This is a genomic window from Mycobacterium aquaticum (genome assembly GCF_002086485.1).
Taxonomy (GTDB): Bacteria; Actinomycetota; Actinomycetes; order Mycobacteriales; family Mycobacteriaceae; genus Mycobacterium; species Mycobacterium aquaticum.
Map to the genome: position 1 here is coordinate 74509 of NZ_MVHF01000012.1, position 27000 is coordinate 101508.

23 protein-coding genes and 2 pseudogenes are annotated in these 27000 nt (G+C 67.1%); 8 read left to right on the forward strand and 17 right to left on the reverse strand.

Going from position 1 to position 27000, the window contains the following annotated elements; all coding sequences use genetic code 11:
* Positions 1-8: 8 nt before the first annotated feature.
* From BST13_RS14470 to BST13_RS14520, 11 genes and pseudogenes are all read right to left on the reverse strand, one after another.
* Positions 9-1421, reverse strand: coding sequence for an NAD(P)H-hydrate dehydratase (locus BST13_RS14470; protein ID WP_083164719.1), 1413 nt, complete (start codon positions 1419-1421; stop codon positions 9-11).
* Between the two features lie 143 nt (positions 1422-1564).
* Complete coding sequence (locus BST13_RS14475) at positions 1565-2653, reverse strand: ABC transporter ATP-binding protein (RefSeq protein WP_083164720.1); 1089 nt, start codon at positions 2651-2653, stop codon at positions 1565-1567.
* Between the two features lie 3 nt (positions 2654-2656).
* Positions 2657-3568 (reverse strand): carbohydrate ABC transporter permease, encoded by a 912-nt coding sequence (locus BST13_RS14480; RefSeq protein WP_083164721.1) that lies wholly within the window; start codon positions 3566-3568, stop codon positions 2657-2659.
* Positions 3565-4473 (reverse strand): carbohydrate ABC transporter permease, encoded by a 909-nt coding sequence (locus BST13_RS14485; protein WP_245839625.1) that lies wholly within the window; start codon positions 4471-4473, stop codon positions 3565-3567. The genes BST13_RS14480 and BST13_RS14485 overlap by 4 nt, the downstream gene beginning before the upstream one ends.
* Before the next feature lie 4 nt (positions 4474-4477).
* The gene (locus BST13_RS14490; RefSeq protein ID WP_083164723.1) at positions 4478-5746 is read right to left on the reverse strand and encodes an ABC transporter substrate-binding protein; all 1269 of its coding nucleotides are present in this window, start codon (positions 5744-5746) and stop codon (positions 4478-4480) included.
* Between the two features lie 59 nt (positions 5747-5805).
* Positions 5806-7116 (reverse strand): alpha-glucosidase/alpha-galactosidase, encoded by a 1311-nt coding sequence (gene melA, locus BST13_RS14495; RefSeq protein WP_083164724.1) that lies wholly within the window; start codon positions 7114-7116, stop codon positions 5806-5808.
* Positions 7113-8075 (reverse strand): DMT family transporter, encoded by a 963-nt coding sequence (locus tag BST13_RS14500; RefSeq protein WP_083164725.1) that lies wholly within the window; start codon positions 8073-8075, stop codon positions 7113-7115. Before BST13_RS14500 ends, melA begins: the two co-directional genes overlap by 4 nt.
* Positions 8076-8096: 21 nt before the next feature.
* Positions 8097-9068, reverse strand: coding sequence for a BadF/BadG/BcrA/BcrD ATPase family protein (locus tag BST13_RS14505; protein WP_083164726.1), 972 nt, complete (start codon positions 9066-9068; stop codon positions 8097-8099).
* A 6-nt stretch (positions 9069-9074) separates the two neighbouring features.
* Positions 9075-10226 (reverse strand): SIS domain-containing protein, encoded by a 1152-nt coding sequence (locus BST13_RS14510; RefSeq protein ID WP_083164727.1) that lies wholly within the window; start codon positions 10224-10226, stop codon positions 9075-9077.
* Positions 10219-11554 (reverse strand): annotated as a pseudogene (locus BST13_RS14515) (D-tagatose-bisphosphate aldolase, class II, non-catalytic subunit). Before BST13_RS14515 ends, BST13_RS14510 begins: the two are co-directional and overlap by 8 nt.
* A complete protein-coding gene (locus BST13_RS14520; protein ID WP_083164728.1) occupies positions 11551-12438 on the reverse strand; it encodes a class II fructose-bisphosphate aldolase in 888 nt (295 codons plus the stop codon). Before BST13_RS14520 ends, BST13_RS14515 begins: the two are co-directional and overlap by 4 nt.
* A gap of 137 nt (positions 12439-12575) precedes the next feature.
* On the opposite strand from BST13_RS14520, the gene BST13_RS14525 reads away from it, so the two are divergent.
* A complete protein-coding gene (locus BST13_RS14525; RefSeq protein WP_083164729.1) occupies positions 12576-13364 on the forward strand; it encodes a DeoR/GlpR family DNA-binding transcription regulator in 789 nt (262 codons plus the stop codon).
* A gap of 5 nt (positions 13365-13369) precedes the next feature.
* Here the strand turns inward: BST13_RS14525 and pdxR are convergent, their stop codons facing one another.
* The gene (gene pdxR, locus BST13_RS14530; protein ID WP_245839628.1) at positions 13370-14776 is read right to left on the reverse strand and encodes a MocR-like pyridoxine biosynthesis transcription factor PdxR; all 1407 of its coding nucleotides are present in this window, start codon (positions 14774-14776) and stop codon (positions 13370-13372) included.
* Between the two features lie 135 nt (positions 14777-14911).
* Here pdxR and BST13_RS14535 point away from each other — a divergent pair.
* Positions 14912-15613, forward strand: a pseudogene (locus BST13_RS14535) (DMT family transporter); the annotation flags it as partial.
* A gap of 99 nt (positions 15614-15712) precedes the next feature.
* Here BST13_RS14535 and BST13_RS14540 read toward each other — a convergent pair.
* The 4 genes from BST13_RS14540 to BST13_RS14555 all read right to left on the reverse strand — a co-directional run bounded on the left by BST13_RS14540 (position 15713) and on the right by BST13_RS14555 (position 19227).
* Positions 15713-16105, reverse strand: coding sequence for a DUF5073 family protein (locus BST13_RS14540; protein WP_083164777.1), 393 nt, complete (start codon positions 16103-16105; stop codon positions 15713-15715).
* Entirely contained in the window at positions 16105-16893 is a 789-nt protein-coding gene (locus tag BST13_RS14545) for a heavy metal-binding domain-containing protein (RefSeq protein WP_083164778.1), read from the reverse strand. Before BST13_RS14545 ends, BST13_RS14540 begins: the two co-directional genes overlap by 1 nt.
* Positions 16894-16976: 83 nt before the next feature.
* Positions 16977-17822: a formyltetrahydrofolate deformylase gene (gene purU / locus BST13_RS14550; RefSeq protein ID WP_083164731.1), complete on the reverse strand. Its 846-nt coding sequence runs from the start codon at positions 17820-17822 to the stop codon at positions 16977-16979.
* 10 nt (positions 17823-17832) lie between these two features.
* The gene (locus tag BST13_RS14555; RefSeq protein WP_083164732.1) at positions 17833-19227 is read right to left on the reverse strand and encodes an L-serine ammonia-lyase; all 1395 of its coding nucleotides are present in this window, start codon (positions 19225-19227) and stop codon (positions 17833-17835) included.
* A 148-nt stretch (positions 19228-19375) separates the two neighbouring features.
* Between BST13_RS14555 and BST13_RS14560 the strand changes: the two genes are divergently transcribed.
* The 6 genes from BST13_RS14560 (at position 19376) to BST13_RS14585 (ending at position 26560) form a co-directional block, all read left to right on the forward strand.
* The gene (locus BST13_RS14560) at positions 19376-20041 is read left to right on the forward strand and encodes a GntR family transcriptional regulator (protein ID WP_083164733.1); all 666 of its coding nucleotides are present in this window, start codon (positions 19376-19378) and stop codon (positions 20039-20041) included.
* A 235-nt stretch (positions 20042-20276) separates the two neighbouring features.
* Positions 20277-21590, forward strand: a complete 1314-nt coding sequence (glyA, locus tag BST13_RS14565; protein WP_083164734.1) for a serine hydroxymethyltransferase — start codon at positions 20277-20279, stop codon at positions 21588-21590.
* On the forward strand, positions 21587-22828 hold the full coding sequence (locus BST13_RS14570) for a sarcosine oxidase subunit beta family protein (protein ID WP_062830067.1): 1242 nt from the start codon (positions 21587-21589) through the stop codon (positions 22826-22828). The genes glyA and BST13_RS14570 overlap by 4 nt, the downstream gene beginning before the upstream one ends.
* Before the next feature lie 15 nt (positions 22829-22843).
* Positions 22844-23119: a sarcosine oxidase subunit delta gene (locus BST13_RS14575; protein WP_083164735.1), complete on the forward strand. Its 276-nt coding sequence runs from the start codon at positions 22844-22846 to the stop codon at positions 23117-23119.
* Positions 23119-25974, forward strand: coding sequence for a 2Fe-2S iron-sulfur cluster-binding protein (locus BST13_RS14580; RefSeq protein ID WP_083164736.1), 2856 nt, complete (start codon positions 23119-23121; stop codon positions 25972-25974). Before BST13_RS14575 ends, BST13_RS14580 begins: the two co-directional genes overlap by 1 nt.
* Positions 25967-26560 carry a sarcosine oxidase subunit gamma gene (locus tag BST13_RS14585; RefSeq protein WP_083164737.1) on the forward strand — a complete coding sequence of 198 codons (594 nt, stop codon included), beginning with the start codon at positions 25967-25969 and terminating at the stop codon, positions 26558-26560. The genes BST13_RS14580 and BST13_RS14585 overlap by 8 nt, the downstream gene beginning before the upstream one ends.
* On the opposite strand, the gene BST13_RS39745 is transcribed toward BST13_RS14585, so the two are convergent.
* A complete protein-coding gene (locus BST13_RS39745; protein ID WP_342744294.1) occupies positions 26550-26999 on the reverse strand; it encodes a hypothetical protein in 450 nt (149 codons plus the stop codon). The genes BST13_RS14585 and BST13_RS39745 overlap by 11 nt on opposite strands.
* Position 27000 lies beyond the last annotated feature (1 nt).

A 27000-nucleotide genomic window follows, 5' to 3' on the forward strand; every position in this document is an offset into this window, starting at 1 on the left:
CCTTCCGGTTACAACGACGCGATCGCGGTGCGGATGTGAGCGAGGATGGCCGACGCCGATGTGGGTGCCGGTCGCGGACCGGGGTCGGCCGCGGAGAGGTTGGCCGCACGGGCATGCACGAACGCCCCGGCGGCGGCGGCCTGTGCGGGCGGCAGCCCGGCCGCCAGCAGGGAGCCGATGACGCCGGAGAGCACGTCGCCCGAACCGGCGGTGGCGGCCCAGGATTGGCCGGCCGGATTGAGGTAGGTGGTGCCGTCGGCGCCGGCGATGACGGTGACGTTGCCCTTGAGCAGAACGGTGGCGCCGAGGCGGTCGGCGAGTCTGCGGGCCGCGCCGACGCGATCATCGCCCACGGGTTCCCCGGCCAGGCGCTGGTACTCGCCCGCGTGCGGGGTCAGCACGGTCGCGGCACTACGCCCCGTCAGCAGACCGGGGTCTTTGGACAGCAGCGTGAGCCCGTCGGCGTCGACCAGTACCGGCAGGTCGGTGTCGAGGGCGAACCGCAGTGCGGCCTTCGCGTCGTCGTCGGTGCCCATGCCGGGGCCCGCCACCCAGGCCTGCACGCGCCCGGCTTCCTGGGGGCTTGCCGCGGCGATCACTTCTGGCCAGTGGGAAAGCACCTGCTGTGCAGCGCTTCCCGCGTAGCGCACCATTCCGGAGGTCGCGGCCACCGCAGCCCCGACGCTCAGCACCGCCGCCCCGGGATAGGTTGCCGAGCCGGACAGCAGGCCCGTCACGCCCTGCGTGTACTTGTCATCGTCGGGGCCGGGGACCGGCCACAACGCTCTGACGTCGTCGGCGTCGAGTCCGAGCACGTCCGTGGCGGGCAGATCCAGGCCGATGTCGACGAGTTCGACGCGTCCGCAATCGGCCAGTGCGTGTACGGGTTTCAGCCCGCCGAAGGTCACGGTGAGCGCGGCCTTCACATGCGGGCCGTCGGTCGCCCCGGTCTGCACATCGATGCCGCTGGGGATGTCGACGGCGACCACCGGTGCGGCATTCGCCGCGAACACCTCGGCGGCGGCCGGCCGCAGCGCACCACGGCCCGAGATGCCGACCACCCCGTCGATCACCAGATCCGTTGCCGCGGAGACGGTTTGCACCACGCGGCCGCCGGCGGCGCGGAATGCGGCCAGCGCTGCCGGGTGGGTGCGGTCCGCGTTGAGCAGAACCGCGTCGGCCGCTGCGCCCCGACGACGCAGGAACGTCGCGGCCCACAGGGCGTCACCGCCGTTGTCGCCGGAACCGACCACGGCGCACACTCGGCGGCCGGCGACCCCTCCGGTGCGGGCGAGCAACTCGCGCGCGATGGCCGTCGCCAATCCGTAGGCGGCACGGCGCATCAGCGCGCCGTCGGGCAACGATGCCAGCAGCGGAGCCTCGGCGGCTCGGATCGCATCAGCGGTGTAGTAGTGCCGCATCAGCTCCCGCCCCGATCGATGACTCTCGACATGCCCGCGCGCCAACAGGTTACGCGGGATCACACAGTCAAGTCATGGGTTCGACGGCCAAACGGCGTCGACACCCCCGAAAACACCGCGCGCGACCACGTCGGAGGTGTGCCTCAAACAGCGATCCGCTCGCGCTCGCGTCGGGCGTCACCGGTCTCGGCGTCGAAGAAGTAGGTCCGTTCGGGCGGCAACACCAGGCCGATCGGCGTGCCCGAGACCAACGAGGTGTCCGCAGGCGCCTGGACGATGACCCGCGTCTGCGCATCGCCGACGCCCACGAGGGCAGTCACCAACACATGGCTGCCGAGCGGTTCGACGAAGTCGACGCGGGCAGGCACCGTGCCCTCGCCGCAGTGGACGTTCAGCTGCAGATGCTCCGGGCGCGCCCCGACGATCACCGGGCCGTCCGCGCAACGAGCCGCTGTCACCGCGGCGCCGCCAACATGCAACATGCCTGCGCGGATGGTGGCGGGGATCAGGTTCATCGGCGGGCTGCCCATGAATGCGGCCACGAACGTGTTGGCCGGGCGGTTGTAGATGTCGTCGGTGGTGCCGATCTGTTGCACTTCACCGTCGGACATCACACACAGCCGGTCCCCGAGCGTCATCGCCTCCACTTGGTCATGGGTCACGTAGATCGAGGTGACCGGGACCTCGCGGTGCAGGCGTTTGAGATCGCCGCGCACCTGGTTGCGCAGCTTGGCATCCAGATTCGACAACGGCTCGTCGAGCAAGAACGCCTGCGGTTCGCGGACCAGCGCGCGGCCCATGGCCACCCGTTGGCGCTGTCCACCCGAGAGTTGGCCGGGCTTGCGGTCCAGAAGTTCGGTGATCTGCAGTAACTCAGCGGTTTCGCGGACCCGGCGCTCGATCTCAGGACGCGGGGTCCGCCGCTGCCGCAGGCCATACGCAAGGTTGCGATAGACGGACATGTGCGGGTAGAGCGCATAGTTCTGGAACACCATCGCGATGTCGCGTTGACCGGGCCCGAGGTCGTTGACGACGGTGCCGCCGATCCGGATTTCCCCGGATGTCGGCTTGTCGAGTCCTGCCAGCATCCGCAGCGCGGTGCTCTTACCGCACCCGGAGGGGCCGACGAGGATCAGAAATTCACCGTCGGACACCGTCAGATTCAGTCCCTTGAGTGCGAGTACTCCTCCGGCAAACCGGCGGGTGACATCACGAAATTCCACTTCTGCCAACGTTCAGCCCTTCAGTCCGGTACTTGCCACCGATTGCACGAAATAACGCTGCGCGCCGACGAACACCAACAGCATCGGCAACAGGCTCATGACGTTCGCCGCCATCAACAGCGGCCACTTGACCCGGTGCGCTCCCTGGAAGTAGCTCAGCCCCAACGGAATCGTCATCTGGTCCTGCGAGGTGATCACGATCAGCGGCCACAGGAAGTCGTTCCAGGAGGTCAGCACCGTCAATGCCGCCAGAGTCGACAACGCGGGCAGCGAGAGCGGCAGCACGATCTTGAACAACACGCCCAGTCGGGACGTCCCGTCCACCCGGGCCGCCTCTTCGAGTTCAACCGGAACCGTCTGAAAGAACTGGCGCAGGAAAAATATGCCGAATGCCGTGGCCAGGTTGGGCAGCATCAACGCACCGATGTGGTCGATGCCGAAACCTGCCCAGACGTTGTCGCCGAACCACTTGACGATCAGGAACACCGGGATCATCGTCACCTGGAACGGCACCATGAGGGTGGCCATCAGCGTGACGAAAAGCGCTCCCCTGCCGAGGAATCGGATGCGGGCAAAGGCGTAGCCGGCGAGGCTGCAGACTATCAGGTTGCTGACCAGCACCACTGACGTCACCAGCAGGCTGTTGAGGAAGAAATGCCCGAACGGCGCGGCGTTCCAGGCTTCCACGTAGTTCTCGAACCTCGGTCGCTCGGGCAGCAGCACCGGCGGGAAGCGGTTGGCCTCCCCTTCGCTCTCCAAGGACGTGACAAGCATCCACAACAGCGGGACGATCAGCAGGAAGGTGAGCGGGATGAGGACCAGATGCCATGGGCTGAACGGCAGGCGCAGTTTGCGCCTTTGCGGTGAGTGTGACTGTGCCTGCGGCGCACTGATTTCAGTGTCGAGTATCGGCGTGGTGATCATGAGATGTGCACATGCTTACGGGCGAGCCGGAACTGAACTGCGGTGATCAGCAGGATGACGACGAACAGCGCATAGGCCATCGCCGCGGCATAGCCGGCGTCGAACTGAACGAAGGCCTGGTCCCACAGGTAATACACGATGACCGTGGTGGCGCGCAGCGGTCCGCCGCGTGTCGTTGCGTAGACCTCGTCGAACAGTTGCAGTGCGTTGATGGTCAGCCAGACCACGAGGAACAGATTCGCCGGGCCAAGCAGCGGCACCGTGATGGTGCGGAAGCGGGTGAAGGGACTGGCCCCGTCGATCGCCGCAGCCTCGTGCAACTCGGCGGGAACCCCCTGCAGGGCAGCGAGATACACGATGACCGAGAACCCTGTCCAGCCCCAGACCGTCATGGCGACGACGACGTACAGGGCCTGCGACGGGGAGGCCAGAAAGGGCTGCGCCGGCACGCCGACGGCGCCCAATGCCGCGTTCACCAGACCGTAGTCACGGTCGGTCAGCCACAGGAAGATGATGCCCTGCGAGATGGTCGACACCGCCATGGTGATGTACGCGGCCGTCCGATACACCGAGATGAAGCGCACCGAGCGGTTCAGCGCCGCAGCGACCAGCAGACCCACCAGCATCGTGCCGGGCACGAACAGCGCGGTGTAGATGATGGTGTGTTTGATCGCCTCGACCACAACCGGGTCGTCGGCCAGCTTGCGGTAGTTGTCCATGCCCACCCACGGGGTTTCGGGCGTGAGCAGATCCGACTGCTGGAACGACAGCAGCAGAGACATCAGCACCGGCAGCAGACCGAAGGCACCGATGAGTACCATCGCCGGGCTCACCAATGCCCATCCGGCCACGGTCTCCGACCGGCCGAGCCACGTGAAGCGGGCCATCAGCCCTCGCGTCGACACGCGCCTATTTCCCGGCCAGTGCGGTATCGGCGGCCCGTGCAGCGGAGTTCAGCGCGTCGACGGGCTGTTCCTTGCCGAGCATGACCGCGACGATCGCCTGCCCCAGCGCCTCGGAGATCGCCGGATACTGCTCGACGGTCGGGCGTACCTTCTTCACGTTGGCCAGATTCTCCACGAATGTGGCGCTGCCGGAGAGCTTTTCGTTCAGCTGATCGCGGAACGCCGGATCTTGACCAACGGACAGCCGGGTCGGCAGGTCACCGGTGCCCAGCGAGAACGCCCTGACCTGCTCAGGCGCGGTCAACCATTTCACGAAATCGATTGCCGCCTGCTTGCGCTTGTCCCCGTTGTTGAACACGACCCAGTTGTCGGGACCCGAGATGGTCTGATGCGCACCGCCTGCGAACGTGGGCATCACCTGCACACCGTATTCGATGTCCGACAGCTGGCTCAGGTCCCAGGGGCCGGTGACCAACATCGCGACCTTGCCGCTGTTCATCAGCTTCGGGCCGTTCTCGTTGGTGGTGTCGAGGTAGAGCGACTTGTCGGTGACCGCCATCTGTTGCAGCGCCGTGAGGGCCTTCACTCCGGCCTCGGAGTTGAACGCCGCCCGATCGTTGCCGGGTGTCAGGACATCACCGCCTGCCTCCCAGAGCATCGGGACGTAGTGCCACACTGTGTCTTCGCTGCCGTCGGCAGGGATGAGCCAGCCGTACTGTCCCTTCGCGGGGTCGGTGAGTTTGGCAGCAGCACTGCGGAAATCGTCCCATGTCCAGCTCGCTGTCGGTGGCGCAACCCCGGCGTCGGCGAACAGTTTCTTGTTGTAGACGACCGCGAGATTGTCCACGAGAGCGGGCACCCCGACGATCTTGTCCCCGACCGTCGCCGCCTGCCGCTCGGCCGGATAGAAGTCGTCCCAGTTCCAGTCGGGGGCCGAGACCACCTTGGACATATCGACCACGGACGGGATCTTGGCGATGTTCGGGGACCACGACCCGAACATGTACGCCACATCGGGGGCACTGCCGCCACGCACCGCGGTCAAGACCTTCTGTAACACCAGGTCGTTGCTCGAGTACAGCTCTCGCACGCGGACATCGGGATGCGCCTTGTTGTACTGCTCGATCAGGCCCTTGAACACCTCGCCTTCGGTGTCCTGATATCCGTGCCACACCGCGATCTCGACGGGGCCCGACGAGGACCCACCCCCGCATGCGGCGAGTGCGAAAGCGAGGACAGCTACCACTGCGATACACAGCCTGCGTCGAATCACGGTAGAAACTCCTTTGTTGACAACGTCGGAGCGTGGGTCTGGTTCATGGCCTGCCGTTTTCACAGCGCCACCCTCGCGCGTAGCGGCTCGGGTAGCAGGTCGCCGTGCGCGGCGGTCAGCTCGTCGCACAGGTCCCAGATCTGGTCGACGGTAAGCGTGGCCGCGGTATTGGGATCGACCATCGCGGCCGCCCGCACGAGCCTCGGATCCTCGTTGACCGCGGCGCGCACCGCCAAGTCCACGGGCCCCAGGAAATTCCGGTTGAGCGCGGCACATTGCGGTGGCAGATCACCAACCTTCATGGGATGGGCGCCCGACGCGTCCAGCACGGTGGGAACCTCCACGGCAACGCCGTCCGGCAGATTGGTGATCAGACCCTGGTTGACGACGTTGGCCGAGATGACCCGGCGCCTGCCGGTCTCCAACGAGTGGATCACCTGTGGCGCGTACTCGGTGGAACCGGTGTCGATGGGCAGCGTCTCGGTGTCGGCCAGTTGTGCTCTGACCCGGCCGTATTCGGCCAGATTCGCTTCGCTGATGGACACGTATTCGCCCACGTTGATCCGGAGCCGGTCGATCTCGTCGGGCCGGCGCAGATACCACGGCACGTACTCGCTGGAATGCTCGCTGGTCTCGGTCGGGTAATAGCCCAGGCGCCGGTACATATCCACCCGTACCCGCCGCCGTAGTTCCGCATCGGTGCGGATGCGCTCGTCCAACAGCGGGTACAGGTCCTGCCCGCCGCGTTCCCACCGCAGCACCCATGCCTGGTGGTTGACGCCCGCCGACCAGTAGGACACATCGTCATACGGCACGTCGATCAGTTCGCACAGGCCGACCATCGTCCAGTACACCGAATGGCACAGCCCGAGTACCCTCAGCCGCGGCGCGACGTGATGCAGGAAGCTGACATTCATCGCCATCGGGTTGGTGTAATTGAGCAGCCAAGCCTCGGGGCACAGCTGCTGCATATCACGCGCGATACCGGCGAGCACCGGAAATGTCCTCAGGCCGCGGAAGATTCCGCCGATACCGATGGTGTCGCCGATGGTCTGATTGAGCCCGTAACGCGCGGGGATCTCGAAGTCGCGCAGCGTCGCCTCGTGCATGCCGACCTGGATGACGTTGATGACATAGTCCGCGCCGTCGAGCGCACGGCGCCGATCGGTGGTGGCGTTCACCTCTGGGCTGGCCCCCGCCGCTCGAGCGGTGGCGTGCGTGATTGCCTCCGCGGTTTCCAGACGCTCGGAGTCGATGTCGTGCAACACGATCCGAATCGACTCCAGTTCGGGGAACGACAGGATGTCCCCGAGCAGCTCGCGGGTGAATTCGACACTGCCCGCTCCGATGATGACAACTGTGGGTTTCACGTAAGGCTCCTTGTCCGCGCGTTACCGGATGCGACGGCGGGCGCCGCCGGTGCTTCACCGCGCTTCTCGTCGCTGTAGACCATCAGGGTGGAGCCCAGCAGCGCCAGCACGATGCCAACAGCTCCGTAAGGGGTGGGCAGGGTGTGATAGGCGACCAGTGACACCACGATGGTCAGCGCAGGCGCCAACGCGTTGGTGGTGGGTGCGACGATACTGGCCTTGCCGCGATGCAGCGCCATCACCAGAAACAGCGCACCGACCGCGTTCAGCAGCTGCGTTGCCGCCGTCAGAACTGGTGCCTGCCAGGGATATCCGGTCGGGATACCACCCATGGACAGCACCGCGACCGGGATGAGGAGGATCGCGCTGATCGCCATCCAGCCGAAGGTAGTGGCTTCGTTGACGCCGATCGTCGCGGTCTTTCGCATGAAGTAGGCCTGCACTCCCCAGGCCACGCAGATCAGGACTGCCAGGGGAAGCCATGGACCGGATGAGCCTGCGGAGTCGGCGCTCGTGATGCTGAACAGCACGATCGCCGCCAGTGCGGCGAGGAGGCCGACAACCGCGAGGGCGCTGATCCGTTCCCGGAGCAGAACCATCGCCATCACCACGGTGATGGCCGGCGAGATCGAGACGATGGGAAAGATCAGATACGCCGGGCCCATGGTGAGCGCCTGGAACAACAGCAATTGCCCACCGGCGCCGGTGATCCCGATGAGAAGGCCGTAGACCGCGGCGCGTGGCCGCCGGTCGAAGCGTTGGCCTCGCAGCGCGAACACTGCCGGAATGATCATGGTCAGCGCCCAGATGCTGTAGATCATTTCATCGGGGTAGCCGTATTTCGTTGCGGGTAGCGCAGACCAGGCGCCCCAGACCCCCCAGAACAGGATCAGGAGCGTGGCGTAGAAGATCCAGCCACGGCGGTGGCCGGTCGAGGTGGGGACTGTCGCATCGGTCATGTCGGAGTCACTTTGTTCGGATCATGCCTGGGTGGCTGTGAGTTGGTGGAGCGCAGATGAACTCAGCGGATGGCCGCTGCGCTTGGCCGCGTAGAGGGCCGCACCGACCGCGGGGTCCAGCAGCGGACGCTGCAGGTCGTACTTGGCGGGGAGCTCTTGGAGCGCGGCGACGAACAGATCCCGAAAACCCTCGTCGGAGAACATTCCGCCCGAGTAGGACACGGGGACCGGTTCATGTTCGGTGAATCCGATGAGCGTCCGGTTGGTTTCGACCAGTGCGACCAGTTCGGCCGCCGCAACCGACAAGATCTGTCGAGCAGCGTCGTCACCGCTACGGGCGGCCTGACACACGGTAGTCGCCAGGGCAGCAATGGAACTGCGGTTTCCGGACCACTTCTCGATCACCAGACTCACGGCGTCGAGGTCGCCGCGCAGCTGCAGGCGCTCCCTGAGAAGCGCGTGCAGCGGACCGGGTTTCAGTCTTCCGTCACTCATCCGGCTGAATGCGTTCAGCCCTTGTGTGGCAACCCAGTACGCCGAACCTTCGTCGCCGAACAGTTCGCCCCAGCCGCCCACCCGGCGCCCGACACCGCGGCGCTCGCCGTACGTCATCGAACCGGTACCGCAGATGACGTTGACGCCGTCCTCGCACGCCAGCGAGCCGGCCCAGCCGCACACCATGTCGTTGTCGCAGCGGTAGCGGTCGTGACCGAGTACCCGCGCGGGGACGGCGTCGAGCCGGTCGATATCGCCGCTGGACTCACCGTATCCGGGGATGCCGAAGAATGCGGCGTCGATATCTGCGGTGTCGATGCCCGCGAGTCCGCAAATCTCGGTAATACCCCGCACCAGAACACGTTCTACGAGCTCGAAACCGTCGTTGAAGTAGTACGAGGTCGGTGCCGTCGCCCGGGCCACGATGTGCCCGGAATCGTCGATCAAGGCGAACGCGGTCTTCGAACCGCCGCCGTCAACTCCGAGATAACGCGCCATCGTCGCTCACCGCGCTTCCAGGTCGGAAGGTGAAATCGGATGGATCGTGACACCTTGCACCACCCGGCTGACCTCACCGGACGGGAACGGATTGTCCGGTGTCTTGCCGTGTTCGAGCGCGGTGAACAGCGCGAGGTACTGCGCGAACACCAGGTACGGCAATGCGGCCTGCGCGTCGTCCAGATGGGCTAGTCCCGGCAGCACGGTCGCCGTGCCCAACTCCTGCGGAATCGGTTCGCAACTGAGCACTCTCACGGCGTCGGGGCTCAGCTGGGCGCGCAGTTCGGCGACGATGTCCAGGTCATAACGGCGCGTGTAGGGATCGTTCGAAACGTACACCACCACAAGGGTGCAACCGTCGAGAACCGACTTGGGTCCGTGCCGAAAGCCCAGGGGGGAATCGAAATACGTGACGACGACGCCTGCGGTGAGTTCGAGCAGTTTCAGGGCCGACTCTTGTGCCAGCCCCGCCAAGGCTCCGCTGCCGAGGTAGACGATGCGCTGCGGGCCACTCTGCGCCAGCGCCCGGATATCGGGCTGCAGAGTCGCCACATGCTCGGCGGCCTGCGCCAAGGCCTCGACGTTCCCGCGTCCCGCCGGGCCCAGGGTCAGCAGGCACGACAGCAGCATCGAGGTCAGGCTGGAGGTCATCGCGAAGCCCGTGTCGTTGGTGCGCTCCGGCAGGTAGACCACGCGGGAGTTCGCGCGGTCGCGGTGTGCCCGGCCCAATTCCCCGGTGCGGTCGCACGTGTAGACCAGATGCCAGATGTCGGTGACGAGTTCGTCGGCAAGCGCCGTGGTCGCAAGGCTTTCCGGGCTGTTGCCGGACCGGCCGAACGACACCATCAGCGTCGGGGTGTCCGGCTCCAGGTGGTCGCGTGGGGCGGCGACGATGTCGGTCGTGGCGATGGGTTCGACGCGGCAGCCAAGATGCCGCCGCAGCGCCGGCGCCGCGATCTGACCGATGAACGCCGAGCTGCCCGCCCCGGTCAGGATGACCCGCAAGCCGGGCCGTTCGGTGATCCCGCGGAGGAAGCGGGCGAGACCCTCATCAGTTTCGCCTCCGACCTCTCGCCAAGCGTCCGGCTGCTGGCCGATCTCGAGAATCGTTGCGCCACCCTCTTCTTGGGCGGGAACTTGAATTTGTGAGCTAGTCATCGGTATCTCCGGTGGTCAAGGGTTGTGCGGTACGGCAGGCATCGGCGTAGGGCCGCAAGGCGTCGCGTATTCGGTCGATCACCAACGCCTGCGCGGTGGGCGCCAGCTCGCCGGTTCGGATTCGTTCGTACTGGGTCGGCAGGAACTGGCTGATGAGGGGCATGGGGATACCACTGCGGTCGAGGTTGGCCAGCAATGTGTTTCGGGCGGTCTCCACCTCGTCGTCGGCCCAGTAGTAGCGGAGCCGATCGCTGTAGCTGTACCGGCGAGCGGTGCGCTGGGTGACCGGGTCACCTTCGTAGTAGGCCTGCCAGTGCGCTGGCTCGGCGAGCATCCTGCGTTCGACGACATCGACGAGGTTTGACCGGGCCGGCCGCGCGACGAGCTCGTCTTCGACGTGCGCCAGCGCGAAGAGCGCCTCGCGCATCGCGAAGGTGAGCAGGTCCGACTTTGAGTATCGCCCAATGATCCTCCACCAGCTCCCGCAGCTGTGCCGGGCGTTGATAGTCGGTGGAATGCGCCTCGAAGACGAGGTGGTCTTCGCCATCGAGGACGTGGCGCAGTTCGGTGGTCGCGTCGCGCTGGTAGTCGATGACGTTCAGATGATCGAATTCCACACCGGGTTGCACCACGAGGGCGACGACCCGCGGCCACACATGCTCCAGTGCCGCCTCCGCGAAGGCCGACCGGTGCGCCGCGATGGTGCGCAGGGCTCGTTCGGCAGGCGTCGGGGTGAGCCGGCTCAGGGTTTCGTGCGCTCCACCGGGTACCGGTACCTCTGTGCCGATGACGTACACCGGGCCGTCGCGCCCTGCGCGGTGCGCGGCATCCTCGGCGACCCGCATCAACCGTGCAGTGCGGGCCGCCACCACCTCATCGGAGAGGACCGTCGGGTCGTCCGCGCAGGACATGCTGCAGTCGATGTGGATCTTGCTGTACCCGGCCTCGACATACGCGGCGATCAGGACATCCGCTTTTTCCATTGCCGTGCAGGCATTCTCGTGCTGCCACCGGTTGGGCCCCAGGTGGTCTCCGCCGAGCACGACGCGGTCGCGCGGAAACCCGTACTCATCGGCGATGCCCAACACGAGGTCACGGAATTCTGCCGGGCGCAGACCGGTGTAGCCACCGAACTGGTCGACCTGATTCGACGTGGCTTCGATGAGCACATAACTATGGTCGGCGGTGGCCTGGGTCAGAGCCGCCGCCACTACCGTCGGATGCGCCGAGCACACGGAGTAGACGCCGACGGATTCACCGCTCTTGTGTCCTCGGATTGTTCGAGCGATCCGGTTGTCCGGCAATGTGTTCGGGTGGATATCGGTCATCGCGTCTGCGCCTCCCCTGCGATCACGGCCTGCCGCGACGATCCGACGGCCCGACACAGTTCGGCCACCGTGTCGCCGATCGCCTGACGGCCGGCCTTCAGGTACCCGCGCGGGTCGGTCACGGCAGCGTCGGCGGCGAGCACGTCTCGTACAGCACCGGTCAAGGCGACGTTGAGCGCGGTTCCGATGTTGACCTTGCGGATGCCCGCATCCACGGCCTGCCGGAGCTGGCTGTGCGGAACTCCGGAAGAGCCGTGCAGGACAAGAGGAATCGGTACCCGCTCGGCCAGCTCGTTGATCAGGGCGAGGTCGAGACGGGCATCGCGGACTGTCATCGCATGCGTGCTGCCCACGGCCACCGCGAGGCCGTCGACGCCGGTCTGCGCGGCGAACTCCGCCGCTTCGTCGGGGTCGGTCCGAGCCCCCGAGGCGTGCGCATCACCCTTGCCGCCGATCTCACCGAGCTCGGCCTCGACCCACAGGCCTGCCTGGTGCGCGGCTGTGGCGAAGGACCGGGTGCGATCGACATTGTCCTGATACGGCAGCTGGGCGGCGTCGACCATGATCGATGTGATGCCCAGCGCTGCAGCGCTGGCGATGGCATCGTCGAGCAGAGCCGTATCGCGAAAATGGTCCAGGTGCACAGCGATTGGCACCACACTGCCCTCGGCGATGCGGGCGCACGCCGAGGCCACCGGCACGATGCGGCCGCCGTGGAAGCGCACGGTGTTCTCGCTGATCTGCATGATGACCGCGGCGCCCGCGTGTTCGGCTCCGGCCGCGATGCCCTCGGCATGCTCGATGGTGATGACGTTGAACGCCAGGACAACCGAGCGCGCGGCGGTCGCGGATGCAATGAGATCGGTGGTGGCGGCCAGGGTCACGAGGCCACCCGTGATGGTGGGAGGGTGCTGTCGAACATTCGTCGATCATGAAAAGCTCGCTCAATACGCGCAATACTGATCCACAAAACGATCAGTAAAACTGATTGTCTCTACCGTCAGCCCAGGGAGCCACACCGATGTCGATCAAACGCACCGACCGAATGCGCGAAGTGCTTTCGCTTCTGCGGGACCGTGGCGAAGTGGCCTCGCAGGTACTGTGCACCGAGCTGCGAGTGTCTGCTGCGACACTTCGCCGCGATCTCAGCGAACTCGAGGACCAGGGTCTTCTGGTGCGCACGCATGGCGGAGCGCGCGCGCTCGACCCCAGCGGCAGCGAGATCCCGGTGCGGCTTCGTGATCACCGGATGGTCGCGATCAAACGCCGGATCGCCCAGCATGCGGCCGCACTTGTGCCGGCGGGCCAGCAGTCGGTCGCATTGACGGGGGGCATCACCACGGGCGAGGTGGCCCGCGCGCTGAAGGGACGCCCGCAGATGACGGTGGTCACCAACTCGCTCACCATCGCCGCCGACTGCGCCGTAGATGCGCACATGAAGGTGATCATGACTGGCGGCCTGGTGCGGTCGAATTCCCTTGAGGCCGTTGGTCCTATGTCAGAGCACGCGTTTCAGGTCATCACCGTGGGCACCGCGATTCTCGGTGCCGACGGCATGTCGGCCGAAGTGGGTGCGACGACATTCGACGAGGCGGAGGCCCGCACGGCCATCGCGATGGCGACCAATGCTCAACGTGTCGTGGTAGCCGTCGACGGTTCGAAGATCGGCAAGGTGACACTGGCAAAGATGGTGGCGCTCAACCAGATCGATCACCTGGTGACCGATTCCACGGCCGATGCCGAACAGTTGCGGCTCATCGCGGCTGCGGGAGTGGACGTGCACGTTGTGGAGGTCGGCGACAGCTTCTGACGTCGTCACCGCAGGACGCGTGCGATGGTCCCACCGGCTGCCCGCAACCGGTCCGGGGTGTGTGAGGCGTAGCCCAGCACGAGCCCTGGTGGCCCCGGCAGCCGCCGATGCCACGACAACGGGTGCACCAGAACACCGGCTGCACGCAACTCGTCGGCCAGCGCCACGTCATCGGTACCGGCTGGCAGCGTGACCAACAGGTGCAGCCCCGCGGCCACCCCGGTGACCGTTGCCGCAGGCAACGCGCCGGACAGGCTCTGCAGCAGGGCATCTCGTCTGGCCCGGTGCCTGGCCCGGACCAGCCTGACATGCCGGTCGTACTCCCCCGATTCGAGCAGCCGCGCCAACACCAGCTGCGGCACAGTGGGGCTGCCCAGATCGGTGGCATGTTTGGCGGCCACCAGCTCGGCGAAGCGGCTGCGCGGCGGCACCAGCCATCCCAGCCGCAGCGCGGGCGCCAGGCTCTTCGAGGTGCTGCCGGTGTAGGCGATGCGGTCCGGCGCGGTCGGGTGCAGAGCGGGGACAGGCGCGCGGTCATAGCGATATTCGGCGTCGTAGTCGTCCTCGATGATCAAGGCGCCATCCCACGCCAGCAGTTCCCGCCGTCGCTGGGGAGCCAGCACCACGCCTGTCGGGAACTGGTGCGCCGGCGTCAGGAAGGCCACTGCGGCACCGGAGTTGGTGAGCGCGTCCACGCGGATGCCGTCGTCGTCGACCGGCACCGGCACCGCGCGCAAGCCCCAGTATTCGAGTTCTTCGACGGCACCGCGCGAGCCGGGATCCTCGACCGCGATTTCCTCGGTTCCCTCCCGGTGCAGCTGCTGGGCGAGCAAAGCCATGGACTGCGCCACTCCGGCGACGACGAGGATGTCCTCGGGGTCGACCCGGAGTCCGCGTGTGCGTCCCAGCCAGGGAGCCAGCGCGGCGCGCAGTCGCGGGTGCCCGCGAGGGTCTCCGTAGCCGAGGTCTTCGGGCGCGGCCTCGGCCAGCACGGCGCGTTCGGCGCGCAGCCACGTGCTGCGCGGGAACGCCGAGAGATCAGGCACGCCTGGCGAGAGGTCGATGCCCTCGGCGAGGGTCAACCGCGGGTGCGGAAGTCTGTGCGTCTCGAAGCGAGGTGCGGCCCGCGCCGACGACCGGTCCGGCCGGGCGAGCACCACGGTCCCGCCGCCGGAGCGCCCGCTGACCAGACCTTCGTCGGTGAGCCTGCGGTATGCCTCGACCACCACGCCACGCGAGACCCCCAGCTCGCCGGCCAGCACGCGGGTGGCGGGCAATCGGATGCCGGCCACGAGCCTGCCATCGGAAATCGCGGCACGGAACGCATCGGTGAGCCACGCGGTGAGACCACGGCCCGGTGCGGTCGCTGGGTCGAGCTGAAGGAAATCTGCCCCGAAAGAAGCTTGGTCCACCAAATGTGTCCATTCTTGGTGCTGTTTGTTGGACCATGATTCAGCCAGCATGGGCTCATGTCCAGCACCACCCGCGCAGCACTCTGCGGCGCCCTCGGTATGACGTTCGTCGGCGGCAGCGTCGCGGTCTCGGGGATGCTCGCCGGCGCTCCGTCGCTCACCGCTCAAGCACTCCGGTACGCGCTGGCGTGCGCCTTGTTGCTCGGCTGGACCCGGCTGACCGGCCGGCGCGTGCGGCGTCCGCGAGGCAACGAATGGCTGTGGCTCGCAGGCATCACGACGAGCGGGTTGGTGCTGTTCAACGTCGCACTCGTACACGGCGCGCGGCATGCCGAACCGGCCGTGCTGGCGGTTGCCGTCGCCTGTGTGCCGGTGGCGTTGGCGACGATCGGTCCCGTACTCGAGGGGCGACGGCCGACCAGCCGCCTGTTCGCCGCCGCCCTGGTGGTGAGCGCGGGGGCCGTCGTCGTCGAGGGACTCGGCGACGCGGATCCGACAGGCCTGTTGTGGGCGCTCGTCGTCTTCGCATGCGAGGCTGGATTCACCTTGCTCGCGGTGCCGGTCCTCGGCTCACTCGGCCCTGCCGGGGTGTCGGTGCACACCACGTGGATGGCCGCAGCCATGTTCGGCATTCTCGGGCTGAGCACCGAAGGTTGGCGTGCGGCAACCACATTCGATGTCCGAGAGCTCCTCGCCATCGGTTACCTTGCGGTGGGCGTCACCGCGCTGGCGTTCATCCTGTGGTACACGTGTGTGGGCCGGTTGGGCGCCGGGCGCGCCGGTCTGCTGACCGGGGTGGCGCCGGTCGCCGCGGCGGTGATCGGCATCCCTGTCACCGGATCGTTGCCCACGGTCCCCGTGTGGGCCGGCGTCGCGCTGATCGCATGCGGGCTGGCCGCTGGGCTGGGTGCCAGGCCACGACCGGATCCCGAAACCTCACTGAGCAGGCCACGCGCCGGTACTGCCGGGCTGGAGAACCTCCAGTGCCGCATCGATGTTCGGCACAATGGTCTCGCCGTATCCGCCGACCAGATGCCCCAGGGCGCGGGCGATGTGCGGCCCGACCGCCGCGGCCGCCAGGGCCTCTTCGGCGATGACGATGCCGTTGACAACATGGGCGGTGTGCAGCCGCCCGTCGCGTCCCAGTTCGTAACGCCAGTCGGCGATCTGGACCCGCTCCGGAGCCGACCGGAACATGCCCCGCTGCGCCGGCGTGTGCACCACGCCGGGCACCCCGGCGAACACCGTCACGACGAGTCCGACCCCGCCCGGCCCATCGAGCGCGGCCGCGATCGTCCGGCTGACCCGCTGCGGGTCGAAGGCGCTCACTAGCCGCTCATCGGCAGGACGAACGACGGTTCGATGGCTTCACCGGATCCGGTCTGGCGCACCGCGGTGCCCGCGGCATAGAACTCCAGCGTGTGAAAGCCCCAGCAATAGTTGTCCACCGCGGTGAACACCCCGACCACCCCTTTCGCACCGTCGCGTTCGGCCTCGGCCTGCATGCGCGACATCGCCAGTTCCCGGGCCTGGTAGTTGCCGTGGGTCCACTGCGGCATCTCGACGTTCTGCCCGATCTGGCGCATGGTCTGCAGGAAGCCCTGGGCCGCGACGTGGAAGACACAGTTGCCCATGACGAACGCGACCGGCGCCCACCCGGCCCGTAACAGCGTGATGAGGTCCTGCCCCGAAAGATGACTGCTGAACGCCTGGCCGTTGGGACGGCGGAACGCGCCCGGCTGTGCGGCGTAGCGCACCGCGGTCCCGACGGCGATGAATTCCAGGTGCTCCCCCGACTCGCCGTGCGCGCGCCAGTACAGTTCGACACCGACCACGCCGTCGGCGCCGACGTTGTCGGCCTCAGCTTGCATGCGCGCCATGGCATTCCAGCGGGCACGGTAGGTCGCCTCGGTGAGCACGGTCAGCTCCATCTGCTGCCGCAGCCCGCTGAATTGGAAGCCCACGTGATAGACCGAAACACCCATCACGAGGTCGATGGGTTCGAATCCGGCCCCGTGCAGCAGGACGAATTCGTTGACCGTCAGATCGGAGGTGAAGATGCGGTCGGCGTGCGACAGCCGTTCACCGGCGACGGGGTCGAGGGGGTTGGGTTGCATGCCCCAATCGTCGTGCTCCACCGGGTCCCGCGCATGCGGATTGGCCTGGCCGGAACCGACGTACAGCTAACTCACAGAACCGCTCAGCGGAATACGACGGTGCTGTGGCCGTTGAGCAGGACCCGGCTTTGGCAGTGCCAGCGCACGGCCCGGGCCAGTGCCAGCGCCTCGGCATCGCGACCCACGGTGGCCAGGGCGCGCTCGTCGTAGGTGTGATCGATGCGGATCACCTCCTGCTCGATGATCGGCCCCTCGTCGAGTTCGGGAGTCACGTAGTGCGCCGTGGCCCCCACCAGTTTGACGCCACGTTGGAACGCCTGCTGATACGGCCGTGCGCCTTTGAAACCCGGCAGGAACGAATGGTGGATGTTGATGGCGCGCCCGTAGAGCGCGGTGCAGGCCTCGTCGGAGAGCACCTGCATGTAGCGGGCCAGCACCACCAGGTCTATGTCCAGATCGTCGACGAGTTCGAGCAATTGGGCCTCGGCATGCGGTTTGTTCTCCGCGGTGACGGGGATGCGGTAGAACGGCAGCCCCGCCGCCTCGGCCATGGACCGCAGGTCGTCGTGGTTGGACACCACGGCCGCCAGCTCACCGTCGAGAGTGCCTGAGCGCCACCGGAACACCAGGTCGTTGAGGCAGTGTCCCTGCTTGGACACCATGACGAGCACCCGCGGCACCCGGTTGCCCCTGATCGTGAACGACATGCCGAATTCTTCTGCGGTGGTGGCGAACTCGTTGATCAGCTGATCCTCGGTGCAGTCTCCATCGACCTGGAAGGCCGTCCGCAGGTAGAGCTGACCGCGCACCGCGTCGTCGAACTGCTGATGCTCGACTATGTCGCCCTGGTGCTGGAACAGAAATCGAGTGATGGCGTGGACGATGCCCGGCCGCTGCGGGCAGGTCAGGGTCAGGGTGAAGATGTTCACTGCTCGCCTCTCAGCACTCGACCACGTTGAGCGGCAACTCGACGACGTTGAGCGCCAGGCCGCCACGAGCGGTCTCCTTGTACTTGACGCTCATGTCGGCGCCGGTTTCCCGCATCGTCTTGATCGCCTTGTCCAACGACACGTGATGCGTGCCGTCGCCGTGCAGTGCCATCCGAGCGGCGCTGATCGCCTTGATCGAGCCGACGGCGTTGCGCTCGATGCACGGGATCTGGACCAAGCCGCCGACCGGGTCGCAGGTGAGCCCGAGGTTGTGCTCGATGCCGATCTCGGCAGCGTTCTCCACCTGGGCGGGCGTGGCGCCCAGCACTTCGGCCAGTCCGGCGGCCGCCATCGAGCACGCGGAGCCCACCTCGCCCTGGCAGCCCACCTCGGCGCCGGATATGGAGGCATTCTCCTTGAACAGCAAGCCGATTGCGCCCGCGGTCAGCAGGAATCGCACCACGCCGTCCTCGCTGAAGCTGCCGATGAACTGGCGGTAGTAGTGCAGGACGGCCGGGATGATGCCTGCGGCACCGTTGGTGGGCGCGGTGACGACGCGACCGCCTGCGGCGTTCTCCTCGTTGACCGCGAGCGCGTACATGGTCACCCATTCCATCGCCCGCAGTGCATCGTGCTCGTCGCCGCCACTCTCCAGACGCTCGCGCAGTTCGGCGGCGCGGCGGCGCACCTTGAGCCCGCCGGGCAGCACGCCGGTGACGTGGGTTCCGCGGTCGACGCACTGCTGCATGACGTCCCAGATGTGCAGCAGGCCTGCCCTGATCTCGGCCTCGCTACGCCACACCTTCTCGTTGGCCATCATGAGATCGCTGATGCTCATCCCGGTTTCGGCCGTGAGCCGGAGCATTTCGGCTCCGCTGCTGAACGGGTACGGCACCGGGGTGGGATCCACGACCAGGATCCGGGTGCCGGTTTCATCCTCGTCGAGGACGAAACCTCCACCGACGGAGTAGTACTCGCGACGTTCCAGCTGCTTGCCTGCCGCGTCGAACGCCTGGAACACCATGCCGTTGCTGTGGAAATCCAGGCGTTCGCGGCGGTGCAACACGATGTCTTCGTCGACGTCGAACCGGATCGGCCGGGTGCCCGCCAGCCGCAGCTGCCCTTCTGAACGGATGGCATCGACGCGCGGATCGGCCGCCACCGGGTCGACCAGTTGCGGTTGCTCACCTTCGAGGCCAAGCACGACGGCCTTGACGCTGCCGTGGCCATGGCCCGTGGCGCCGAGCGAACCGTACAGGTCGCAGCGCACCGCGGCGGTGTTCTCGATGAGCCCCTCGGCCGCGAGTCGCGACACAAACAGATACGCGGCCTTCATCGGCCCGACCGTGTGGGAGCTGGACGGGCCGATGCCCACCTTGAACAGCTCGAAAACGCTGACAGTCACGCCGTTGACCTTCGTGTTCGGTGACGACCCCAAAGAGGCTCACACGCCACTCGCGGTTAGATACGCGATTAATATATCAACTGCGTTTTAATCTGCATAGGTGCGTTCGCACGCAATAACTGTTGGATATCACTGCTAGGATCGGGCCGTGGCAATCATCCCCATCGGCTCAGAAACCGCACCGGCCTCGTTGGCCGACCGTGCGTACCTAGCCCTGCGGGACCAGCTCACCACACTGCAGATCAGGCCGGGCGAGCCCATCGACGACATCCGGGTCGCCAGCGAACTCGATGTCGGCCGCACCCCGGTGCGCGAGGCGCTCAAGCGCCTCGAAGACGATCGCCTCGTCATTTCCTACCCCCGCCGCGGAACATTCGCCACCGGCGTGGAGATCACGGATCTGGCCTATATCAACGAGATTCGCCTACAGCTCGAACCGCTGGCCGCCCGACGCGCGGCCGAACGCGCCAGCGCCGCACAGCGCGACGAGTTGCAGCAGTTGCTGGACGCGTACAAGACGGTCGACGATCTGCCCACCGACCCCACCGAATTGATGCGGCTGGACATCACCATCCACCGCAGCATCTACCGCGCGGCGGGCAATCCCCACCTGGAAGACGTACTGATTCGCTACCACAACCTCGTGACGCGGATCTTCTGCCTGTTCCTCGAGCGGCTCACCCACGTCGCCGAGCACATCAACGAGCATTCGGCCATCCTGTCGGCCATCATCGCCGGCGACGGTGACGCGGCCGCCGAACTCACGCTGCAGCACGTGACCGGCTTCGAGGTCGGCGTGCGCGCCGTCATCTGACGCGTCACCGCCGGAAACCATCGCGAGTTCGTCCGTTCGCGCCGACTCGGCACCCCTTTGACACGTCGGGTCGTGCGCTGCCCGGCCGCAACACGCTGCCCCTTGCCGCGGGTTCGCCGCATCACAGGCAGCCCGCGGTGACCAAACCCCACCGAAACCCTTGACCCGCCTCTCACGCGGCCGCTAAGGTGATCGCCAACTGATATATCAATCGTCTGGATCAAGAGGAGTCAGTATGGGTGTTCAAACAGAGGCCGCGCACGGCACCGTCTTGGGCCAGTCCCTCGCCGACGCCGACCCGGAGGTCTACGCCGCCGTCACCGACGAGCAGCGCCGCCAGGAAAGCACCCTGGAGATGATCGCCAGCGAGAACTTCGCACCGTTGTCGGTGATGGAGGCGCAGGGCAGCGTGCTGACCAACAAGTACGCCGAGGGCTACCCCGGCCGGCGCTACTACGGCGGTTGCGAGCATGTCGACGTCGTCGAGCAGCTCGCCATCGACCGGATCAAGGCCCTGTTCGTCGCCGAGTACGCCAACGTCCAGCCCCACTCGGGCGCGCAGGCCAACGCGGCCGCCATGGCCGCCCTGCTGCAGCCCGGCGACACGATCCTCGGACTGGCCCTGGCCCACGGCGGTCACCTGACCCACGGCATGCACCTGAACTTCTCCGGCAAGCTGTACAACGTCGCCGCCTACCACGTGCGTGAGGACGACCACCGCGTCGACATGGCTCAGGTGGAAGAGCTTGCGCGCGAACACCGCCCGAAGGTGATCATCGCCGGATGGTCGGCCTACCCCCGGCAGCTCGATTTCGCGGAATTCCGCCGGATCGCCGACGAAGTGGGCGCCTACCTCATGGTCGACATGGCGCACTTCGCCGGTCTCGTCGCAGCCGGGCTTCATCCTTCGCCCGTGCCACATGCCCACGTCGTCACCTCGACGACCCACAAGACGCTCGGCGGCCCGCGCGGCGGAATCATCCTCACCAACGATGCGGCGCTGGCCAAGAAGTTCAACTCCTCGGTGTTCCCCGGCCAGCAGGGCGGCCCACTGGAGCACGTCATCGCCGCCAAGGCCGTGTCGTTCAAGCTGGCAGGCGAGCCCGAGTTCCGTGAGCGCCAGCAGCGCACCCTCGAAGGCGCCAAGATCCTGGCCGACCGTCTGCTGCAAGAGGATTCGCGCAAGGCAGGCATCAACGTCGTTTCCGGCGGCACCGACGTGCACCTGGTCCTGGTCGACCTGCGCGAATCCGAACTCGACGGCAAGCAGGCCGAGGACCGGCTGCACCGGGTCGGAATCACCGTGAACCGCAACGCCGTTCCGTTCGACCCCCGGCCACCGATGGTCAGCTCGGGCGTGCGGATCGGCACCCCCGCACTGGCTACGCGGGGATTCGACCTCGACGCGTTCCGTGAGGTCGCCGACATCATCAGCCTGGCCCTGCGACCCGACACCGACGACGCCGGCCTGGCGGCTCTGCGCGACCGCGTCGACGCCCTGGCCGCCCGCTTCCCGCTCTACCCCTCCCTGACGAAGGCCGCACAGTGACAACAGCTTCCACGACTCCGCCCGGCGCCCACCTTCCGGAGCACCCCGATTTCCTCTGGCGCACCCCGGAACCCAAGAAGTCCTATGACGTCGTCATCGTCGGCGGCGGTGGGCACGGCCTGTCCACCGCCCACTACCTGGCCAAGAACCACGGCATCACCAACGTCGCGGTGCTGGAGCGCGGCTGGCTGGCGGGCGGCAACATGGCCCGCAACACCACCCTGATCCGCTCGAACTATCTGTGGGACGAGAGCGCCCGCATCTACGAGCACGCCCTGAAGCTGTGGGAAGGGCTCGAAGACGACCTCGACTATCCGATCCTGTTCAGCCAGCGCGGCGTTCTCAACCTCGCGCACAGCCTGCAGGATGTCCGCGACAGCGTGCGGCGCGTGGAGGCCAACAAGCTCAACGGGATCGACGCCGAGTGGGTCGATCCCAAACAGGTCAAAGAGCTGTGCCCGATCGTGAACATCTCCGACGACATCCGGTACCCCGTGCTCGGCGCGACGTATCAGCCGCGGGCCGGTATCGCCAAACACGATTACGTGGCATGGGGTTTCGCGCGCCGTGCTGACGAGGCCGGCATCGACATCGTGCAGAACTGCGAAGTCACCGGGTTCTCCACCGACGGCGACCGGGTCACCGGGGTGCGCACCACCCGTGGTGACATCGCGGCCGGGCAGGTTCTGTTGTGTGCAGCCGGCCATACCTCGACCCTCACCGACATGCTCGGCATCCGCACCCCGCTGCAGAGCCATCCACTGCAGGCGCTCGTCTCCGAACTCCTCGAGCCGGTTCATCCGACGATCGTCATGTCGAATGCCGTGCACGTCTACGTCTCTCAGGCGCACAAGGGCGAGCTGGTCATGGGCGCAGGCGTCGACTCGTACAACGGCTATGGCCAGCGCGGGGCATTCCACATCATCGAACGCCAGATGGCCGCCGCGGTGGAGTTGTTCCCCGTCTTCGCCAGGGCACATCTGCTGCGCACCTGGGCGGGCATCGTCGACGTCTGCCCCGACGCGTCGCCCATCGTGGGCCGCGCAGGCTACGAGAACCTCTACCTCAACGCCGGTTGGGGCACAGGAGGTTTCAAGGTGACCCCCGGCATCGGTTGGTGCCTGGCGGACACCATCGCCAACGGCCGCGAGCACGAGTACGTCGCCCCGTTCAGCCTCGACCGATTCATCACCGGCGCGCTGGTCGATGAGCACGGCGCCGCCGGCGTCGCCCACTAGATCTCAGGAGTCACCATGCAACTCATCGAATGCCCGTGGTGCGGGCCGCGCGAAGAGACCGAGTTCCATTACGGCGGTCAGGCACACGTCGCCTACCCCGATGACCCGCAGGCTCTCACCGACGAGGAGTGGGGCCACTACGTGTTCTTCCGCAGCAATCCGAAGGGATTGTTCGCCGAGCGCTGGACCCACAGCGCAGGCTGCCGGCGCTGGTTCAACGCGCTGCGCGACACCGCCACCTACCGATTCCACCGCGTGTACCGCACCGACGAGCAGAAGCCGACAATCTGATGACCGCATCACTGCGCACCCCCGACGGTGGCCGTATCGACCGGAACACCGTGCACACCTTCACTTTCAACGATCGTGAACTCACCGGACATGCCGGCGACACGCTCGCGTCGGCCCTGCTGGCCAACGGCGTGCACCAGGTGGCCACCAGCATCAAGCTGGGTCGGCCTCGGGGCTTCACCTCGGCCTGGGCCGAGGACACCGGCGGGCTGGTGCAGATCGAGCACCCCTTCCCCGAGCCGATGCTGCTCGCGACCACGGTCGAGCTGTTCGACGGGCTCGTCGCGCGCGGCCTCCCGGGCCAGGGACGGCTGGCCGAAACCGCCGACCCCGCACGGTACGACGCCACCCACGTCCACACCGACGTGCTGGTCGCAGGCGCCGGGCCTGCCGGCCTGGCCGCCGCACTGACCGCGGCCCGCGCCGGTGCCCGGGTGGTGCTGCTCGACGAGCAGAGTGAAGCCGGAGGCGCCCTGCTCGGCAGCACCGACACCATCGACGGCAAGCCCGCCCTGGAGTGGGTCGCCGACGCCACCGCCGAACTGGCCACTTACCCGGAGGTGTTGCACCTGCAGCGCACCACCGCGTTCGGTCACTATGACGACGGCTTCGTGCTCGCGGTGCAGCGCCGCACCGACCACCTCGGCGCCGCGGCGCCCGCGGAGATCAGCCGCCAGCGCGTCTGGCGCATCCGCGCCCGGCAGGTCATCGTCGCCGCCGGTGCGCACGAGCGTCCGGTGGTCTTCACCGACAACGACCGGCCCGGCATCATGCTGGCCGGCGGTGCCCGGACCTTCCTGAACCGCTACGGCGTCAAGGTCGGTGAGCAGGCGGTGGTGTTCACCACCAACGACAGCGCGTATCTCGCGGCCTTCGAACTCCACGACGCCGGCGTGACGGTCAACGCCGTCGTAGACGCACGCGCCGACGTCGCAGCACGGCTGCGCGACGAATGCGCCGCCCGCGGCATCGATCTGCAGACCGACTCGGTGGTCCGCGGAACCCGCGGCGAGGACCGCGTCAGCCACGCCCTCGTCGCGCGCTGCGGCAGCACCGATGCCACGCCGGTGGCCTGCGACGTGCTGCTCGTCAGCGGCGGCTGGAACCCGGCGGTGCACCTGTTCAGCCAGGCCCGCGGCGTCCTGCGGTACGACGAGGCGCTCGGCGCGTTCGTGCCCGGTGAGCCCATGGCCGGTGTGCACGTCGTCGGCTCTGCCAACGGTGTGTTCACCCTGCCCGGCTGCCTGCGCGAGGGACGCGAGGCCGCGGCGGCCGCCCTCGATTCGCTCGGGTTCACCGCCGACGCCGAACCGTTTGCGGGCGAAGCCGATTCGACGCCCGCCGACGATGCCGGCATGGTGCTGTGGCATGTCGCCGATCCGGCGGGCACCGCCAGCCAGTTCGTCGACGTCCAGCGCGACGCCACCGTGGCGGACATCCAGCGCGCGCTCGGTGCGGGCATGCGGTCGATGGAGCACATCAAGCGCTACACCACCATCGGCACCGCACACGATCAGGGCAAGACGTCCGGCGTGGTGGCCTCGGGTATCACCTCCGACCTGCTCGGCGTCCCGGTCGCCGAACTGGGTGTCACCACCTTCCGCGCGCCATACACCCCGGTGGCCTTCGCGGCCCTCGCGGGCCGCAACCGGGGCCACATGTTCGACCCGGAACGTGTTACCGCCGTGCATGATTGGCACGTCGCCCGCGGAGCGGTGTTCGAAGACGTCGGCCAGTGGAAGCGGCCGCGCTACTACCCGGTGAACGGCGAGAGCATGGAAACCGCAGTGCTGCGCGAGTGCGCGGCGACCCGCGGCGGTGTCGGCATCCTGGACGGCTCGACCCTGGGCAAGATCGACGTGCAGGGCCGCGACGCGGGCGTCTTCCTCGACATGCTCTACACGAACATGATGAGCACGCTCAAGGTCGGCATGCTCCGCTACGGCGTGATGTGCGGTATCGACGGCATGGTGATCGACGACGGCACCGTGATGCGGTTGGCGGACGACCGATTCCAGGTGTTCACCACCACCGGCGGCGCCGCGCACATCCTGGAGTGGATGGAGGAATGGCTGCAGACCGAGTGGCCGCACCTGCGGGTCCGGATGACCTCGGTCACCGAGCAGTGGCACACCTTCCCGGTCGTCGGTCCCAAGTCTCGCGACGTGATCGGCGCCGTCTTCAGCGATGTGGACGTCAGCAACGAGGCGTTCCCGTTCATGGCGTGGCGTGATACTCAGCTCGACGGCGTACACGTGCGGATCGGCCGCGTCAGCTTCTCCGGCGAACTGGCCTACGAGGTCAACGTCACCGGCTGGCACGCGACCGCGGTGTGGGAACGCCTGATCGCCGCGGGCGAGCCGTACGGCATCACGCCCTACGGAACCGAGACCATGCACGTGCTGCGCGCCGAGAAGGGCTACCCGATCATCGGGCAGGACACCGACGGCACCGTGACACCACAGGATCTCGGCATGAACTGGGTCGTGTCCAAGAAGAAGCCGGACTTCATCGGCAAGCGGTCGTTCACCCGCGCCGAGAACCTCAACCCGCTGCGCAAGCAGTTCGTCGGGCTGCTGCCCGTCGACGCGCAGACCGTGCTTCCCGAGGGCGCCCAGATCATCGAGACCTGCGCCGACGGCGTACTTCCCCCGCCGCCGGTGCCGATGCTCGGGCAGGTCACGTCCAGCTACCGCAGCGCGGAGCTGGGCCGGCCGTTCGCCCTGGCACTGGTCAAGGGCGGGCACGCCCGCATCGGAGAAACTCTGCACGTTCCCGTGGACGGCAGGCTGGTGTCCGTCGAGGTCACCAGCAGCGTCCTGGTCGATCCCGAAGGAGCCCGCCGCGATGGCTGACACCCTGTACCGCCAAAGCCCGTTGCAAGGCTGGCATTCTCGGTTCGCCGAGCTGCCGCCGTCGGCACAGCTCGAGGAGGAGCCCTTCGTCACCATGGTCGATCTGTGGGTCGACCCCGACGGCGCAGGAGCCGCCGCTGCGGCCGGGGTCCTCGGTGTCGACGCGCTGCCCACCACGCCGTCGACGGCGGTGGACGGCGCGGACACCACGGTGATCTGGTTCGGGCCCGATGAATGGCTCGTCACCTCCACCGGCCGGGCCGGCGAGGATCTGGAAGCACAGCTGCGGGACGCGGTCGCCGAGCACGACGGCGCGGCCGTCGATGTCTCGGCGCAGCGCACAACGCTGCGGCTGCGCGGCGAACACGCCCGCGACGTCCTGGCCAAGGGCTGCTCACTGGATCTGCATCCCTCGGCCTTCGCGCCGGGCGCCGCCGCGCAGACCATGCTCGGGCTTGCCGCTGTCGTCCTGATTCCGTTGGCCGACAACGGCACCGACTACCGCATCCTGGTGCGGTCGTCGTTCGCCCGCTATCTCGCCGAGTGGCTCGTCGACGCTGCCGGGGAGTACGCGATCACCTGGTGAACAGCGTGTTGAGCCCTTCGGCCAACAGTGGATGGGTGAATATCACGTCGGCCATGTCGGTGCTGGTCAGCTTGCCCAGCATGGCGACCTGGACGATGGACATGATCTCGCCACCTTCGCTGCCCAGGACTGCGCAGCCGAGGATTTGTTTGGTGTCGGCGTCGACGACGGCCTTCATGAAACCGCGGGTTTCCCCGGTTTCGATAGCCCGCACAACGGTATTCATCGGTACCTTGACCACCTCGACGGCGTGTCCGCGCGCTCTGGCCTCCCGTTCGGTCATGCCGACCCGGCCGAGCTGCGGGTCGATGAAGACCGCGTAGGGCACGACCCGGTCTCGCGTGCTCACCGTGCGCTGGTCGATCAGGTGGGCATGCAGTATCCGGTAGTCGTCGTAGGACGAGTGGGTGAATGACGGGCCACCGGTGACGTCTCCCATC

What these genes read in the sequence shown, in the direction of transcription:
- BST13_RS39745 (WP_342744294.1), bottom strand. Translation starts at nt 26,999, where the DNA reads ATGGGAGACGTCACCGGTGGCCCGTCATTCACCCACTCGTCCTACGAC.
- BST13_RS14545 (WP_083164778.1), bottom strand. Translation starts at nt 16,893, where the DNA reads ATGCAACCCAACCCCCTCGACCCCGTCGCCGGTGAACGGCTGTCGCAC.
- glyA (WP_083164734.1), top strand. Translation starts at nt 20,277, where the DNA reads ATGGGTGTTCAAACAGAGGCCGCGCACGGCACCGTCTTGGGCCAGTCC.
- BST13_RS14585 (WP_083164737.1), top strand. Translation starts at nt 25,967, where the DNA reads ATGGCTGACACCCTGTACCGCCAAAGCCCGTTGCAAGGCTGGCATTCT.
- BST13_RS14510 (WP_083164727.1), bottom strand. Translation starts at nt 10,226, where the DNA reads ATGACTAGCTCACAAATTCAAGTTCCCGCCCAAGAAGAGGGTGGCGCA.
- BST13_RS14525 (WP_083164729.1), top strand. Translation starts at nt 12,576, where the DNA reads ATGTCGATCAAACGCACCGACCGAATGCGCGAAGTGCTTTCGCTTCTG.
- BST13_RS14480 (WP_083164721.1), bottom strand. Translation starts at nt 3,568, where the DNA reads ATGATCACCACGCCGATACTCGACACTGAAATCAGTGCGCCGCAGGCA.
- BST13_RS14505 (WP_083164726.1), bottom strand. Translation starts at nt 9,068, where the DNA reads ATGGCGCGTTATCTCGGAGTTGACGGCGGCGGTTCGAAGACCGCGTTC.
- BST13_RS14580 (WP_083164736.1), top strand. Translation starts at nt 23,119, where the DNA reads ATGACCGCATCACTGCGCACCCCCGACGGTGGCCGTATCGACCGGAAC.
- BST13_RS14500 (WP_083164725.1), bottom strand. Translation starts at nt 8,075, where the DNA reads ATGACCGATGCGACAGTCCCCACCTCGACCGGCCACCGCCGTGGCTGG.
- BST13_RS14575 (WP_083164735.1), top strand. Translation starts at nt 22,844, where the DNA reads ATGCAACTCATCGAATGCCCGTGGTGCGGGCCGCGCGAAGAGACCGAG.
- BST13_RS14470 (WP_083164719.1), bottom strand. Translation starts at nt 1,421, where the DNA reads ATGCGGCACTACTACACCGCTGATGCGATCCGAGCCGCCGAGGCTCCG.